Raw genomic sequence first — 14782 nt, 5'->3', positions numbered from 1 at the left:
TTTAGGGCTTTAGGCGGCGCGGTCGTCGCGTGCTGCCCGGACGGCCCGGAAAAACTGTTCGATCAGCGCCGGATCCTTGACGCCCGGCGCGCTTTCCACGCCTGAGGAAATGTCTATTCCGGGCGGGTTGGCAAGCCGAAGGGCATCACCGATATTGGCGGCGTTGAGCCCACCGGAAAGCATGTAATCGACGCCGGCGTCAAGGCCGGCGAGGATGTGCCAGTCGAAGGCCACACCGTTGCCGCCCGGCAGTTGCGAGCCCTTTGGCGGCTTGGCGTCGAACAGGAAGCGGTCTGATATGCCGACGAACGGCTTTATCCGGTCGAGATCGGCGGCTTCGCTGAGCGGCAGCGCCTTCATCACCGGCAGGCCGTAGCGGGCTTTGACCTCGGCCACGCGCTCGGGCGTTTCCGCGCCGTGCAGCTGCAGCATGTCGGGCTGCATTTTGGCAACGATTTCATCAAGGAAGGTGTCGCTGGCATCGACGGTGACGGCAACCGCCAAAGCCTTGCCGCGTGCCGCCTCGCGCAGACGGCCAGCCTCGGCAGGCTCGACATAGCGAGGGCTTTTCGCGAAGAAAATAAACCCGACATGGCTGGCGCCGCCGGCCAGCGCCGCGGCCATTGCCGCGTCGGTCTTCAAGCCGCAGATCTTGATGTCGAGTGCCATGGCGCGGGAATTGGCATGAAAAGCGAAAAGAGTCGAGAAAAAGCATGCTGTTTGCCGGCAAGGCCAAAGGCGCTACCTATGGATGGACAGGATGCAAGGCGGGAGCACGATCATGGCCGACAGAACCGTTGCCGAACTCAGGCAGAAGATCACGCAGGCGCGCGAGGTCATTGCGCATCTGATGGACAAGGCCGCCTTCAACGGCGCCGAAGCGCACCGCGCGCTCGACTATTTCGGCAGCGATGCCTTCGACGGCAATTTTCTGCCGTGGCCGCATCATGGCGACGAGGGGTTGCGACCGGACGAGCTCAACGCAGCCAACGACGATTGAGGGAACTACTCGAACGCAATCGCCTGCAGCGCGCCGCCATTGCGCTTCAGCCAGGCCTTGCAGCGCTCGGTGTCCGGACAGAGCTGCTCGCACAGCTTCCAGAATTTCGGACCGTGATTCATCTCCTTGAGATGCGCCACTTCATGCGCGACGAGATAATTGATGACGGGCGACGGCGCCATCATGATGCGCCAGGAAAACGACAGATTGCCGTCGGAGGTGCAGGAGCCCCAGCGGCTTGACGTGTCCTTGAAGCGGATCGCCTTGGCGCGCTTACCAAGCGCCTCGGTGTGCTTGACCACCAGCTTCTCGATCTCGCGCTTGGCCTCGCGCTTGAGGAAATCGGCGATGCGGCGCGGCAGGTGTATGCGATCGCCATGCACGATCAGCAGCGGACCGCGCTCGTCGTGCGACACGGTGACGGTGCCGCGCTTCGAAGGCTCATGGACGATGCGGTGCGCCACGCCGCGCACCGGAATCTTGATGCCGGGCCGCACCTGCGGTCGGGCCGGCACCTTGGCCAGCCGCTGTTCCAGCCAGTCCTGATGGCGGTCGAGGAATTTTTCCACCTCGCCCCGGCGCAGGCCCGGCGGCACGGTGATGCGCAGGCCCCGGCCGCCGGAATCTATGCGCAGTGTCAGCCGCCGCGCGCGGTCGTTCTCGACGATCTTGAGCGGCAATGAGCGGCCGGCAACGACGTGCTCGCGCTCTTCGACAGGCGCGGGCTTGGGCTTTGTCAGGTTGCGGAAGAAGCCGAATGACATGGCGCAACGATACGTGATTCGAGGAAAACGAGTAGAACAAAAAAGAAACGGCGCCGCTCGCGCGACGCCATTTTTTCACGATGTGGCCTGTCGCTTGGCCTCAGTCGTCAAGCAGGTTCGAGCCCTTGCCACGCTTGGTGGTCGTCGTTCCGGTGCTCGGATCGGTCTTCGTCGGCGCCGTCGACTTGTTGCGGTTGGCCATGAAGCGGTCGAACTCGTCCTGGTCCTTGGCGCGACGCAATTCGCGGGCATACTCGTCGAACTGGTTCAGCATCTCGTCGAGCTTGCGACGCTCTTCGTTCAGGCGCTCAAGTTCCTTTTCGCGCCAGTCGTCGAAAGCGACGTTGCCGGTGCGGGCGGAGCCATTGCCCCAGCGCGCGGCCTTGTCGGAACCACGGCGGCAGCCGGCGAAGATGCCGTCGGTCGCACGGTTGACGTCACGCTTGAAGCCGTCGAGGCGGTCGCCCCAGATGATGTAGGCAAGCATGGCGAAGCCGAGTGGCCAGAACACCATGAAACCCACAACCATCAACGCGATGGTCGCCGGCGTCCAGGCCGGACGGATCAATGCAGATGTGTTCATTTTCTCCCATTCCTTCGGTTGGAGACAGCCAAACCCGGCTGCGTGGAATCGAAATGGGAAGAGAAAAACGGCGATTCAAGACAATGTCCGCCAAAACCGGACAAGCATCTGAAATGATTATCGCTTTTTGAGCCTGTCGAGGAAAAGCACGACCAGGCCGGCAACAAGTCCCCAGAATGCGGCGCCGACGCCAAACAGTGTCAGCCCTGACGTGGTGACGACGAAGGTGACCGTGGCGGCCATGCGGTCGCCCTCTTCCTTCAGCGCGATCGACAGCGCATTGGCAAGCGACGCCATCAGCGCCAGACCCGCCACCAGCACGATCAGGCTCTGCGGCAGCACGGCGAAGATCGCCACCAGCGAAGCGCCGAAAATCGCGAAGACGAGATAGGCAAGCGCATAGAACGGTCCGGTCTTCCAGCGCTCGGCGGGATCGGGATGGACGTCCGGCCCGGTGCAGATCGCTGCCGAGATCGCCGCCAGATTGGTGGTCGAGCCGCCGAACGGCGCCGACAGCAGCGAAAACAGGCCGGTGACGCCGATCAGCGGGCCTGGCTCCGGATGATAGCCGGCGGCGCGCAGCACGGCGAGGCCGGACAGGTTCTGCGAAGCCATGGTGACGAGATAGAGCGGCAGTGCCAGGCCTATCATCGCCTTGGCGGTGAAATCGGGTGCAATCAGCGTCAGCGTCGACAGTTCCGGTGTCGGCAGGCCGCCGACACGGCCGGTGAGGAAAGCGGCGAGGCCTCCGCCGATCAGCACTGCCAGCACCGACAGGGCCGGGTTGAACAGCCTGATAACGAAGAAGGCTGCAATCAGCGGCAGGATCAGCCACGGGTCGACAGGAATGGTCTTCACCGCATTGAGCGCGAAGGTGACGACGATGCCGGCCAGCATGCCCGAGGCGACCGAGGGCGGTATCTTCGAGATCAACTGCGTCAGCGGCCGGAACAGCCCGGTGGCGATCAGAAGAATGCCGGTGACGATGAAGGCGGCGACGGCCTCGCCCATCGAAAAGCCGCTCGAGGCCGCGATCAGCGCCAGGCCCGGCGTCGACCAGGCGGTGATGACGGGCATTTTCGTGCGCCAGGACAGCCACAGGCTCTCGATCGCCATGGCCAGGCAGATGGTCGTCACCCAGCTTGCCGTCTCGATCTGCGTCGCACCGACTGCGTTGGCCGCGGCGATGACGATGGCCAGCGTGCCGCCGAAGCCGACGATCGCAGCGACGAACGCCGATATCGGAATGGAAAGGCGCATCAGTTTCCCCTCTGCGCCATCGCATCGACGGCCCGCACCAGCATGTCGAGATCCTGCGGCCGCGACAGGCGGTGGTCGCCGTCAGGGATCAGCGACAAGGTCACATCGTCGGCTGGCAGCAGACTGACCAGCTTCAGCGCGTGGCTTGTCGGCACGTCCGCATCGGCCAGGCCCTGCAAGATGTGCACAGGGCAATGCGTGTCGATAGGGCCTGTCATCACCAGGTTGTTGCGTCCGTCCTCGATCAGCGCACGTGTGTAGATGTAAGGCTCGGCGGAATAGTCCGACGGCTCTTCGAAGAAGCCTTTCTCCGAGAGATCGCGCTTTTGCGCTTGCGTCAGCGCCGGTTCGACCAGTTCAGCGGTGAAATCCGGCGCCGGCGCCAGCAGCACCAGGCCTGCGACGTTGCTATCGCCGGCCTTGCGCAATTCCTGCACCATGCGCAGCGCGATCCAGGCGCCCATCGAGGAACCGACCAGGATCTGCTTGCCCTCGGTGAAATGCCGGAACACGGCAAGGCTCTGCGCAAGCCATGTCGAAATCGTGCCATCGGCAAAGGCGCCGCCGGATTCGCCATGGCCGGAATAGTCGTGGCGCAGGAACGCGCGGCCTTCTCGTGCCGCCCAGTCCGACAGCGTCTGCGCCTTCGTGCCCAGCATGTCCGACTTGTAGCCGCCGAGCCAGACGATGCCGGGCGCGGAGCCAGCCGTATGGCGCACCGCCATGCGCGATCCATCGACATTGATAAAGACGGGGGGCTTGGCGTTCATGGCTTTTTCCTCAAGCCGGTCTTTTGGCACAGCCGATGGCGTGGCGAAAAGTGCTCGCGATGTTTCTTTGTTTGGTGCAGGGCAGCGATCAGGGTGATTTTCTATCAATGCTGTGCTATTGACTCCGCCCGCGCGCTCACCACATTGGCGCGTCCACGCATCAACACTGAAAAACCCTGAACGAAACGGCCAAGGAGACCACGACCATTCGCAGACCTTTCAAAGCAGCGGCGCCGACCAAGGATGGCCCGCGCTCCAACCGTGACATCCGGGTTCCCCGGGTCCAGCTTATCGACGCCGAAGGCCAGAACCGCGGCGATGTTTCCATCAACGACGCATTGCTGCTCGCCGAAGAGGCTGGGCTCGATCTCGTCGAGATATCGCCCAACGCGGTGCCCCCCGTCGTCAAGATCCTCGATCTCGGCAAGTTGAAATACGCCAACCAGAAGAAGGCGGCCGAGGCGCGCAAGAACCAGAAGGTCATCGAGATCAAGGAGATCAAGATGCGCCCGAACATCGACAGCCATGACTATGAGACCAAGATGAAGGCGGTTCGCCGCTTCTTCGAGGAAGGCGACAAGGTCAAGCTGACGCTGCGGTTCCGTGGCCGCGAAATGGCGCATATGGAACTCGGCATGCAGCTTCTGAACAAGGTCCGCGAGGAAGTGGCGACCATCGCCAAGGTCGAGGCGGAACCGAAGCTCGAAGGCCGCCAGATGATGATGGTGCTGTCGCCGCGCTAAGGTGTGCTGAACACCAACAGACCTGAGATCACGATGACGTCAGGCCTGGTTGTCGCGCTTAAATCCGCCTGAATCACATCCCAAGGCGTCCCGGCGATCGGCGGGACGCCTGTTTTCTTGGCCAAGGCTGCGATCGCTGGCCAAGTTCCTCGACGATCGGATTCCACCTTGGACAAAGAACTCAAATACGGGCTGGGTAACTACCAGCATACGCGCAGGATGGTGCTTACCGGGCTCGTGGCCGTGCTGTTCGCAGCGCTGCTATTTGGCCAATCGACGTTTCCGCCCGACACACCGGTACATGAGTCGATCGAAATGTTCGGCGTGCTGCTGATTTTCCTCGGCATCGTCGGGCGCCTCTGGGCAACGCTCTACATAGGCGGGCGCAAGGCTTCCGAGGTGGTGACCGGCGGACCATACTCGATCACCCGCAATCCGCTCTATGTGTTCTCGACCGTGGCCGCGGCCGGCGTCGGCGCGCAGATCGGCTCCTTCTCCGGCATCGTTCTCTTCGCGGTTCTGTGCGCGGGCGCCTTCCACATCGTCATCCTGCGCGAGGAGAAATTCCTCAAGGAAGCGCTCGGCGCCACATACCAGGCCTATCTGGAGCGGGTGCCGCGCTTCTTCCCGAAATTGTCGCTCTACCAGGAGGGCGATACAGGCAGCTTCAAGCCGCGCCTGCTGTTGACCACGCTGCTCGACGGCTTGGTGTTCCTGGTCGCGCTGCCTGCCTTCGAACTGATCGACGGCGCCCAGCAGTCGGGCTTGCTGCCGGTGTTATTTACACTGCCCTAGACGTGGATAGGCAGGCAGCTAGTGCCACTCTGCAGATCGCGGTCTTCGATATCTTAATAATTTGTCTTCCGAGATCGTGTAGCGATAACCGCCGCGAGTGAACGCGGCGGAGAAATTCATGGTGTCGAGCGCCGGGCCAGGCATTGCCATATCTGCGAATGTCTCCAGGTGTGGATTAGCCGCTCGGTTGGCCCGGCCTCTATTGCGTATCCTGGCCCTTATCTCTTCGCTGTTCCTCACCTCTTGCGGCCTCTTCGCCGACGTATGGGAATGGAACCAGAAGCTGACTGTCGAGGTACTTGTCGACGGCAAGATCTTTTCCGGCTCGGCCGTGTCTCATGTCTGGTGGCAGGAGGCCAATGCGTTTGACGTCTATCCATCAGGCTATGAAGGCGAGGCGACGGTGGTTGACCTCGGGCCGAGAGGCAAGCTCTTCGCGTTGATCGGCGAAGAGACCAAATACATCGCCCAATACACCCTCCATGACAAACTGGGCTACAATCGCGGCGACTACGAAGGACTTTTGCCCGCTATCATGCGTTTTCGCGGAGCAAAGGACGTGCCTGCCGACCGCTTTCCGGTTCTCGTCACCTTCACGGATAACAACAATCCGAAAACGATGCGCAAGGTGGATCCGCACAATCTTTCGGCGACGTTTGGTCCTGGTGCTTCTTTAATGCGTGTCATGCTCGAAATTACCGATGAAAAACCGGCATTTGGGAAAGTTGAACCGATCCTGCCTTGGCTTAGCTGGCCGCGCGAGAGGTTCCTAGCGGCCGGGGGCGGTATAACTCCACTGAAGATTCCCGGTGAGACGATAGGCAGAATTAATTTTGCATGGAGAGGACCATGAGTACCTCAGAGTTTCGTACAAGCTGAGGTGTTGCGCGCCGGCCGTCTTTGACGTATAGGACCGCCGTTCAAGAAAACCGCCCGGCAGGGCATGCCGTGGCGGTTTCATTTGCTTTTCGGGCTTTGGTCGGCCTGAAGCGAACAAGAAGCGCGATAGTGCGCCAACTAGACGGAGTAGCAAAATGCCCAAGATGAAGACCAAGTCGGCCGCCAAAAAGCGGTTCAAGATCACAGGTACGGGTAAAGTCCTGTCGGCTGCGGCCGGCAAGCGTCACGGCATGATCAAGCGTTCCAACAAGTTCATTCGAAATGCCCGCGGCACGATGGTTCTGGCTGAACCGGATGGCAAGAAGGTCATCAAGAATTTTCTTCCGAACGGCCTCTAAGGCATTCGGTCCGGACACGCATTTATTTTACGCAATTCCGAACGGAAAACCGCAAGGCACTTTTCCTGGAATTGCTTTTAAGGAGATCATGACATGGCACGCGTAAAGAGAGGCGTCACCTCGCACGCCAAACACAAGAAGGTCCTGAAAGCCGCGAAAGGCTTCTACGGCCGCCGCAAGAACACCATCCGCATCGCCAAGCAGGCGGTGGAAAAGTCGATGCAGTACGCGTATCGCGACCGCAAGAACCGCAAGCGCTCGTTCCGCGCGCTGTGGATCCAGCGCATCAACGCCGCGACGCACGAGCATGGCCTGACCTATGGCCGCTTCATCGACGGCCTCAACAAGTCGGGCATCGAGATCGATCGCAAGATCCTGTCGGACATGGCCATCCACGAGCCGCAGGCTTTCGCAGCCCTGGTCGCCAAGGCCAAGGTGGCGCTCGAATATCTGAAGAACACCACGCCGAACGCTTTTGAAAGCGCTGTCGCCTAAGACCAGCGCTTCCCAAGCATTCGCAATTCTGATTTGGGGAACCCGCGCTGGCACGGCTGGCGCGGGTTTTTCTTATGCCTGAACTTTCAACTTAAAAGTGACTTTCACTTTGAAGCTGATTTCCAACGTAGCGAGTTTGACCGTGAACGACGCAACCACCAGCTTGGATACGCTTGAAAACTCACTTCTGGCCGACATCGCGTCGGCCGCCGATGAGCCGGCCATCGAGGCCGTGCGCATCGCTGCCTTCGGCAAAAAGGGCACCGTGTCCGAGATGCTGAAGACACTTGGCGCCATGACCGCCGAGGAGCGGCAGGTCAAGGGTCCTGTCATCAACGGCCTCAAGAACCGCGTCACCGACGCGCTGACGGCCCGCAAGGTCGAGCTGAGGGACGTGGCGATCACCGCCCGCCTCGCCGCCGAAAAGGTCGACGTGACGCTGCCGGTGCGGCAGTCGCCGGCCGAGCGCGGCCGCATCCATCCGATCAGCCAGGTCATCGACGAGATCGCGGCGATCTTCGGCGATCTCGGTTTCTCCATTGCCGAAGGGCCGGATATCGAAACCGACTACTACAATTTCACCGCGCTGAATTTCCCCGAAGGCCATCCGGCGCGCGAGATGCACGACACCTTCTTCTTCCAGCCGGACGAGAAGGGCGAGCGCAAGCTTTTGCGCACGCACACCTCGCCGGTGCAGATCCGCACCATGGAGACCAAGAAGCCGCCGATCCGCATCGTCATTCCTGGCAAGACGTATCGGCAGGATTCGGACGCCACCCACTCGCCGATGTTCCATCAGGTCGAGGGGCTGGTCATCGACAAGACGGCCAATGTCGCCAACATGAAGTGGGTTCTGGAGGAGTTCTGCAAGGCCTTCTTCGAGGTGCCGCAGGTCAAGATGCGCTTCCGGCCGTCCTTCTTCCCGTTCACCGAGCCGAGCCTCGAGGTCGACATCCAGTGCGACCGCTCAAGGCCTGGCGAAGTGCGCTTCGGCGAAGGTTCCGACTGGATGGAGATCCTCGGCTGCGGCATGGTGCACCCCAACGTGCTGCGCCATGGCGGGCTCGATCCGGACGAATATCAGGGCTTTGCCTGGGGCATGGGCATCGATCGCATCGCCATGCTGAAATACGGCATGCCGGACCTGCGCGCCTTCTTCGATGCGGATGTGCGCTGGCTGTCGCACTACGGCTTCCGGCCACTCGACATGCCGACCTTGTTCGGGGGCCTGAGCGCATGACAGCGCCGCACACCGGCGGCTGCCGCTGCGGCGCCGTGCGGTTCGAGGCCTTGGCCGAACCGCACCACGTCAGCTATTGCCATTGCGGCGATTGCCGGCGGGCGAGCGGTGCGCCGGTATCGGCCTTTGTCGGCTTCCTGGTCGATCAGGTCGCGTTCACCGGCAAGGCGCTGAAGATGTTCGAGAACGGCCCGGTGACGCGCTCCTTCTGCGGCGTCTGCGGCTCACCCATCGCCTATGTCGACGAGCGGCTGGAGGACGACATCTACTTCATGCTCGGCGCCATGGACGTGCCGGCCGATTTTGAACCCACGCTGCATGCCTATGTCAGCGAACAGCTCCCCTTCCTGCATATGTCCGACGACCTGCCGAGACATCTGAAATCAAGCGTCAAAAGACCAGACGGAACAGTCCCATGAAATTCACCCTCTCCTGGCTCAAGGACCACCTCGAGACCGACGCCTCGCTCAACGACATTGTCGAGCGGCTGACCTCGATCGGCCTCGAAGTCGAGCATGTCGACGACAAGTCGAGCCTGAAACCCTTCGTCATCGCCAGGGTGCTGACCGCGGTTCAGCACCCTGATGCCGACCGCCTGCGCGTGCTGACCGTCGATACCGGCGACGGCAAGCCACCGGTACAGGTCGTCTGCGGCGCGCCCAACGCGCGTGCGGGCCTGATCGGCGCCTTTGCCGCGCCCGGCACCTATGTGCCCGGCATCGACGTGACGCTGACAGTCGGCAAGATCAGGGGCGTCGAAAGCCACGGCATGATGTGTTCCGAGCGCGAGCTGGAACTGTCCGACGAACACAACGGCATCATCGACCTGCCTGAGGATGCGCCTGTCGGCACCAGCTTCGCCGCCTATGCGCACATCGACGATCCGATCATCGAGATCAACCTGACGCCGAACCGGCCGGACGCCACCAGCGTCTATGGCATCGCCAGGGATCTGGCGGCGAGCGGGCTTGGCCGTCTCGTCGGTGGCGCCATCATGCCCCATGCCGGCAGCGGCATGTGTCCGGTCAAGGTGACGATCGTGGCGCCAGAACTCTGCCCCGGCTTTGCGCTCAGGCTGGTCAAGGGCGTCAAGAACGGCCCGTCGCCGAAATGGCTGCAGCAGCGGCTGATCGCCATTGGTCTCAGGCCAATCAGCGCGCTGGTCGACATCACCAATTACGTCACCTTCGATCGCGGCCGTCCGCTGCATGTGTTCGACGCCAGGAAGGTTGCCGGCAATCTCGTCGTGCGGCGCGCGCGCGATGGCGAAAAGGTGCAGGCACTCGACGGCCGCGAATACACGCTGACGCCGGAGATGTGCGTGATAGCTGATGACAACGGCGTCGAGTCGATCGCCGGCATCATGGGCGGCGAGCATTCAGGCTGCGACGAGAACACTTCAGATGTGCTGATCGAATCGGCCCTTTGGGACCCGATCACCACCGCCCGTACCGGCCGCACGCTCGGCATCATCACCGACGCGCGCTACCGCTTCGAGCGCGGCGTCGATCCTGAATTCATGGTTCCCGGCGTCGAGCTGGCAACGAAACTGGTGCTCGATTTCTGCGGCGGCACGCCGACCGAGATCGAAGTGGCCGGCTATGCCGAACACAAGCCGAAGATCGTTTCCTTCCCGCTTTCGGAAGTGAAGCGGCTGACCGGCATCGAGGTTCCCAGGGCGGAAAGCCTCGACATCCTGTCGCGCCTCGGCTTTAGGCCCGAGGGCTCGGGCGATGTCGTCAATGTCGCCGTGCCGTCCTGGCGTCCCGATGTCGACGGCAAGGCCGACCTGGTCGAGGAGGTCATGCGCATCCATGGCGTCGACAACATCGTGCCACAGCCGCTCGGCGCGCATGACGCGGTCAACGCAAGGATCCTCACCACGCTGCAGGTCCGTACCCGCACCGCCAAGCGCGCGCTTGCCGTGCGCGGCATGATGGAGGCCGTCACCTGGTCGTTCATTCCGGCCAAGCACGCCGAACTGTTCGGCGGCGGCCAGACCGCGCTGAAGCTTGCCAACCCGATCGCCGCCGACATGTCCGACATGCGGCCGTCGCTGCTGCCGGGCTTGATCGCCGCTGCCCAGCGCAACGCCGACAAGGGCATTGGCGACGTGGCGCTGTTCGAAGTTTCGGGCACCTATGAAGGCGACGGCGCCGACCAGCAGCGGCGCGTCGCCGCCGGCGTGCGCCGCGGCACCGCCAAGCTCGACGGCTCCGGCCGCAACTGGGCCGGCAATTCAGGCCCGGTCGGCGTGTTCGACGCCAAGGCCGACGCCATCGCCGCGCTCGAAGCCTGCGGTGCGCCGGTCGAGCGGCTGCAGATCGAGGCGGGCGGCCCGGCCTGGTATCATCCCGGCCGTTCCGGCACCATCAAGCTCGGCCCGAAAACCGTGCTCGGCACCTTCGGCGAATTCCACCCGAAGACCCTTGAGGGCCTGGATGTCTCCGGACCGCTCTGCGGTTTCGAAGTGTTCGTCGACGCAGTGCCCGAACCGAAGGCCAAGCCGACGAAGACCAAGCCCAGGCTCGAGCTGTCCGCCTTCCAGGCGGTGAAGCGCGATTTCGCTTTCGTCGTCGACAAGGCGGTCGAGGCCGGCACGCTGGTCCGCGCCGCACTCGCCGCCGACAAGAAGCTGATCACTGCTGTCTCGGTCTTCGACATCTTTGAAGGCGCTTCGCTCGGCGAGGGCAAGAAATCGATCGCCATCGAAGTGTCGATCCAGCCGGTCGAAAAGACGCTCACCGACGAGGATTTCGAGGCGCTGGCCAAGCGCATCGTCGAGAATGTCGGCAAGCAGACCGGCGGCGTTCTGAGGACGTAGAGCGGCCAACGCCGCTCTACGCATTTGCCTTTTGAGGATTGCCCGGAAGTAGCGAATCGCCCTCCAAAGGGTGATGGATCATCTGCACTATTCCGGGCTCCCGTTCGAAGCACAACGCGAAGCGTTCCTCGCCATCGTGTCGCAAGAGCCGCTGATCCGCGAGGCGCTGGTTCGGGCAAGAGGGCTTGCCTTGCCCGACTGGCTGATCGTTTCCGGCGCGCTCTACAACACGGTCTGGAACCATCTGACAGGAAAACCGTCGGGCTACGGCATCAAGGACGTTGATCTCTTCTACTTCGATGACAGCGACCTGTCCTATGAGGCGGAGGACGCGGTGATCCTACGAGCGGCGGCGCATTTCGAAGGACTGCCGCTGCCGGTCGAGGTGCGCAACCAGGCGCGAGTGCATCTGTGGTATCCGCAGAAGTTCGGCCGGCCCTGTCCGCGCTATACCGGCTCCAGCGAACCGCTCGGCAATTTTGCTTCGAAGACCCATGCGGTTGGGGTCCGATACAATGCTGAAGGGCAGCTGGAGCTGGTGGCGCCATTCGGGCTCGACGATATGTTCTCGTTCCGCATCGTGCCCAACCCGGTGACGGACAATCGGCGGACGCATGAGGCGAAGGGCGCGCGGGCACGGGAGGCATGGCCGGAGATTACGGTGGTACCTTGGTAGGAGTTGCCGGAATGTCGGCGCGAGGCACCCCCCTCTGTCCTGCCGGACATCTCCCCCGCAAGGAGGGAGATTGGCAGCTTCGGCATTGTCGGCGAAAGCAGCGACGATATCCGATCTCCACCCTTGCGGGGGAGATGGCCGGCAGGCCAGAGGGGGGTGCCTCGCGCCAACATCTCGCGCCCTTCTGCGCCGCGCGGTGCACGAAAAGGACGCCGAAGCGCCCTCTTCGTTTTGGCAAATTGCGCCGCTCACCCATTCACCAGCGCCAGCAGCTCCTCGGTATAGCGCTTGCCCATAACCTTGTCCGGCGACAGCGCATCGCCGATGGCCGCCACCTCGGCGGCGCTCAGTTCGATCCCGGCCGCCGCCGTATTCTGCTCCAGATGGCGTATCTTTCTTGCGCCGGGGATCGGCACGATGAAATCGCCCTGATGCAGCACCCAGGCCAGCGCCAGCTGCGCCGAGGTTACGCCCTTTTCAGCCGCCAGCTTCTCCAGCGTGGCGATGACAGCGGCATTGGCCGCCATCGCGTCGGCCTGGAAGCGCGGCAGGCCGCGGCGCCAGTCGTCGTCGCTCAAAGCCTCGGGTTTGGCGATCGTGCCGGTGAGAAGACCACGGCCGAGCGGGCTGTAGGGGACAAAGCCGATGCCGAGCTCGCGGCAGACAGCGAACACCTCGTCTTCCGGGTCGCGGCTCCACAGCGAATATTCGCTCTGCACGGCTGATATCGGATGCACGGCATGGGCCCGGCGGATGGTCGCGGCACTCGCCTCAGACAGGCCGAGCGCGCGCACCTTGCCCTGGCGAACCAGCTCGGCCATGGCGCCGACCGTATCCTCGATCGGCACGTTGGGGTCGACGCGGTGCTGGTAGTAGAGATCGATCACATCGGTGCCCAGCCGCTTCAGCGAAGCCTCGGCGACGGCCTTGACGTGCTCGGGGCGGCTGTCGACGCCAGCCATGCGGCCCATACCGGTACCTTCCTCCAGAATCTTGAAGCCGAACTTGGTCGCGATCGCCACCTTGTGACGAACCGACTTCAGCGCCTTGCCGAGCAGGATCTCGTTCTCGTAGGGGCCATAGACTTCCGCCGTGTCGAAGAAGTTGACGCCGATGTCGACAGCGCGGTGCAGCGTAGCGATCGCATCGGCTTCCGCCTGGCCGCCATAGGCAAAGCTCATGCCCATGCAGCCGAGGCCGACGGGGAAGACGTTCAATTCAGTTCCTAGCTTGCGGGTTTGCATCACGCGTCTCCTTGTTGTGATGGAAAGGAGATAGCGCCTTGCACTATGTTCGATAATGGGATCATCTTCGTACAGGCTGTTCCAATAAATAGATCAATGAACCGAGCACATCTTTCCCAATTGGCCGTGTTGGCGACAGTCGCCCAATGCGGCAGCTTTCGCGGCGCCGCCAGGGAATTGGCCATCGCACCGTCGGCGGTCAGCCACGCGGTTTCCAGTCTGGAGGCGCGGCTTGGCGTGCGGCTGCTGGCACGAAGCACGCGCAGCGTCGCGCCCACCGAAGAGGGCGCACAATTGCTGGAGCGGCTGCGGCCGGCGCTCTCCGAAATCGACCTGGCGCTGGAGACGGCGGTCGAGGCGCGCGACCGGCCGGCTGGGAATCTACGGCTGAGCGTGCCACGCACGGCGGCGCATCTGGTGCTGACGCCACGGCTAGGCGCTTTTGCCAGGACCTATCCCGACATCGTGCTGAAGATCGTCATCGAGGACCGGTTCACCGATGTCGTCGAAGGCGGTTTCGATGCCGGTGTGCGGCTCGGCGAGAGCCTGCAGCGCGACATGATCGCGGTGCGCATCGGGCCCGACATTCGCGGCGCGGTGGTCGGCGCGCCATCCTATTTCGATGCCATGCCAAGACCGCGCCACCCGCGCGATCTGGTCGATCACCGCTGTATCCGCTTCCGCTTCTCCAGCGGCATTCTCTACCGCTGGGAATTCGCGAAGGGCGGCGAGGAAATCGAAATCTCCGCGCAAGGACCCCTGATCCTCGACGAGGACCATCTGATCGCGCAGGCGGCGGCCGACGGCGCCGGGCTCGCCTTCGTCTTCGAGGACTATGTCCGCGCGCCGCTCGCCGACGGCAGGCTGATCCGCGTGCTGGAGGACTGGTGTCCGTCCTTCGATGGCTTCTTCGTCTATTATCCGAGCCGCCGCCAGATGCGTCCGGCGCTCAGGGCGTTTGTGGATTTCTTCAAGGTGAGTGGGTAGAGAGCGGCGGCGCAATCGTCTCCGTTTGGGGGTATGCCTAGTCAAGGCTGGCGCCGCTCCTTACCTGCCTGCCGGCATCCTCTCCCCGTAAACGGCAGGGGAATCGCATATGGCGATTTTGAGCTTGAAGTTGGTTTGAGAAGGGATTCTTTGGGAAGGCAGT

17 protein-coding genes are annotated in these 14782 nt (G+C 62.7%); 11 read left to right on the top strand and 6 right to left on the bottom strand.

What is annotated here, in order from left to right; genetic code table 11:
* Nucleotides 1-9: 9 nt before the first annotated feature.
* Nucleotides 10-669 carry a phosphoribosylanthranilate isomerase gene (locus ACZ89F_RS30285; RefSeq protein ID WP_476095849.1) on the bottom strand — a complete coding sequence of 220 codons (660 nt, stop codon included), beginning with the start codon at nucleotides 667-669 and terminating at the stop codon, nucleotides 10-12.
* Nucleotides 670-781: 112 nt separating this feature from the next.
* Between ACZ89F_RS30285 and ACZ89F_RS30280 the strand changes: the two genes are divergently transcribed.
* A complete protein-coding gene (locus ACZ89F_RS30280) occupies nucleotides 782-1000 on the top strand; it encodes a hypothetical protein (protein WP_126067293.1) in 219 nt (72 codons plus the stop codon).
* A gap of 5 nt (nucleotides 1001-1005) precedes the next feature.
* Here the strand turns inward: ACZ89F_RS30280 and ACZ89F_RS30275 are convergent, their stop codons facing one another.
* The 4 genes from ACZ89F_RS30275 to ACZ89F_RS30260 all read right to left on the bottom strand — a co-directional run bounded on the left by ACZ89F_RS30275 (nucleotide 1006) and on the right by ACZ89F_RS30260 (nucleotide 4377).
* Entirely contained in the window at nucleotides 1006-1764 is a 759-nt protein-coding gene (locus ACZ89F_RS30275) for a M48 family metallopeptidase (RefSeq protein WP_476095847.1), read from the bottom strand.
* Between the two features lie 100 nt (nucleotides 1765-1864).
* Nucleotides 1865-2347 carry a DUF2852 domain-containing protein gene (locus ACZ89F_RS30270; protein WP_476095845.1) on the bottom strand — a complete coding sequence of 161 codons (483 nt, stop codon included), beginning with the start codon at nucleotides 2345-2347 and terminating at the stop codon, nucleotides 1865-1867.
* 117 nt (nucleotides 2348-2464) lie between these two features.
* Nucleotides 2465-3607: a benzoate/H(+) symporter BenE family transporter gene (locus ACZ89F_RS30265; RefSeq protein WP_476095843.1), complete on the bottom strand. Its 1143-nt coding sequence runs from the start codon at nucleotides 3605-3607 to the stop codon at nucleotides 2465-2467.
* Entirely contained in the window at nucleotides 3607-4377 is a 771-nt protein-coding gene (locus ACZ89F_RS30260) for an alpha/beta hydrolase (RefSeq protein WP_476095841.1), read from the bottom strand. The genes ACZ89F_RS30265 and ACZ89F_RS30260 overlap by 1 nt, the downstream gene beginning before the upstream one ends.
* Nucleotides 4378-4583: 206 nt before the next feature.
* On the opposite strand from ACZ89F_RS30260, the gene infC reads away from it, so the two are divergent.
* From infC to ACZ89F_RS30215, 9 genes are all read left to right on the top strand, one after another.
* The gene (infC, locus tag ACZ89F_RS30255) at nucleotides 4584-5120 is read left to right on the top strand and encodes a translation initiation factor IF-3 (RefSeq protein WP_013528312.1); all 537 of its coding nucleotides are present in this window, start codon (nucleotides 4584-4586) and stop codon (nucleotides 5118-5120) included.
* Nucleotides 5121-5288: 168 nt separating this feature from the next.
* Entirely contained in the window at nucleotides 5289-5915 is a 627-nt protein-coding gene (locus tag ACZ89F_RS30250; protein WP_476095839.1) for a methyltransferase family protein, read from the top strand.
* Nucleotides 5916-6033: 118 nt separating this feature from the next.
* Nucleotides 6034-6768, top strand: coding sequence for a hypothetical protein (locus ACZ89F_RS30245; RefSeq protein ID WP_476095837.1), 735 nt, complete (start codon nucleotides 6034-6036; stop codon nucleotides 6766-6768).
* A gap of 181 nt (nucleotides 6769-6949) precedes the next feature.
* Nucleotides 6950-7153, top strand: a complete 204-nt coding sequence (gene rpmI, locus ACZ89F_RS30240) for a 50S ribosomal protein L35 (protein ID WP_006201248.1) — start codon at nucleotides 6950-6952, stop codon at nucleotides 7151-7153.
* A 93-nt stretch (nucleotides 7154-7246) separates the two neighbouring features.
* Complete coding sequence (gene rplT / locus ACZ89F_RS30235) at nucleotides 7247-7648, top strand: 50S ribosomal protein L20 (RefSeq protein WP_023672281.1); 402 nt, start codon at nucleotides 7247-7249, stop codon at nucleotides 7646-7648.
* Nucleotides 7649-7790: 142 nt separating this feature from the next.
* On the top strand, nucleotides 7791-8888 hold the full coding sequence (pheS, locus tag ACZ89F_RS30230) for a phenylalanine--tRNA ligase subunit alpha (RefSeq protein WP_476095835.1): 1098 nt from the start codon (nucleotides 7791-7793) through the stop codon (nucleotides 8886-8888).
* Entirely contained in the window at nucleotides 8885-9307 is a 423-nt protein-coding gene (locus ACZ89F_RS30225) for a GFA family protein (protein WP_476095833.1), read from the top strand. The genes pheS and ACZ89F_RS30225 overlap by 4 nt, the downstream gene beginning before the upstream one ends.
* Nucleotides 9304-11712 (top strand): phenylalanine--tRNA ligase subunit beta, encoded by a 2409-nt coding sequence (pheT, locus tag ACZ89F_RS30220; RefSeq protein ID WP_476095831.1) that lies wholly within the window; start codon nucleotides 9304-9306, stop codon nucleotides 11710-11712. The genes ACZ89F_RS30225 and pheT overlap by 4 nt, the downstream gene beginning before the upstream one ends.
* Nucleotides 11713-11785: 73 nt before the next feature.
* Nucleotides 11786-12388, top strand: a complete 603-nt coding sequence (locus ACZ89F_RS30215) for a nucleotidyltransferase family protein (RefSeq protein WP_476095829.1) — start codon at nucleotides 11786-11788, stop codon at nucleotides 12386-12388.
* 248 nt (nucleotides 12389-12636) lie between these two features.
* On the opposite strand, the gene ACZ89F_RS30210 is transcribed toward ACZ89F_RS30215, so the two are convergent.
* Complete coding sequence (locus tag ACZ89F_RS30210; RefSeq protein ID WP_476095827.1) at nucleotides 12637-13632, bottom strand: aldo/keto reductase; 996 nt, start codon at nucleotides 13630-13632, stop codon at nucleotides 12637-12639.
* 96 nt (nucleotides 13633-13728) lie between these two features.
* On the opposite strand from ACZ89F_RS30210, the gene ACZ89F_RS30205 reads away from it, so the two are divergent.
* Entirely contained in the window at nucleotides 13729-14619 is an 891-nt protein-coding gene (locus tag ACZ89F_RS30205) for a LysR family transcriptional regulator (RefSeq protein WP_476095825.1), read from the top strand.
* Nucleotides 14620-14782: the final 163 nt, after the last annotated feature.

It is taken from the genome of Mesorhizobium sp. USDA 3734, assembly GCF_056279665.1.
This window is presented reverse-complemented; position numbering and strand designations above follow the sequence as displayed.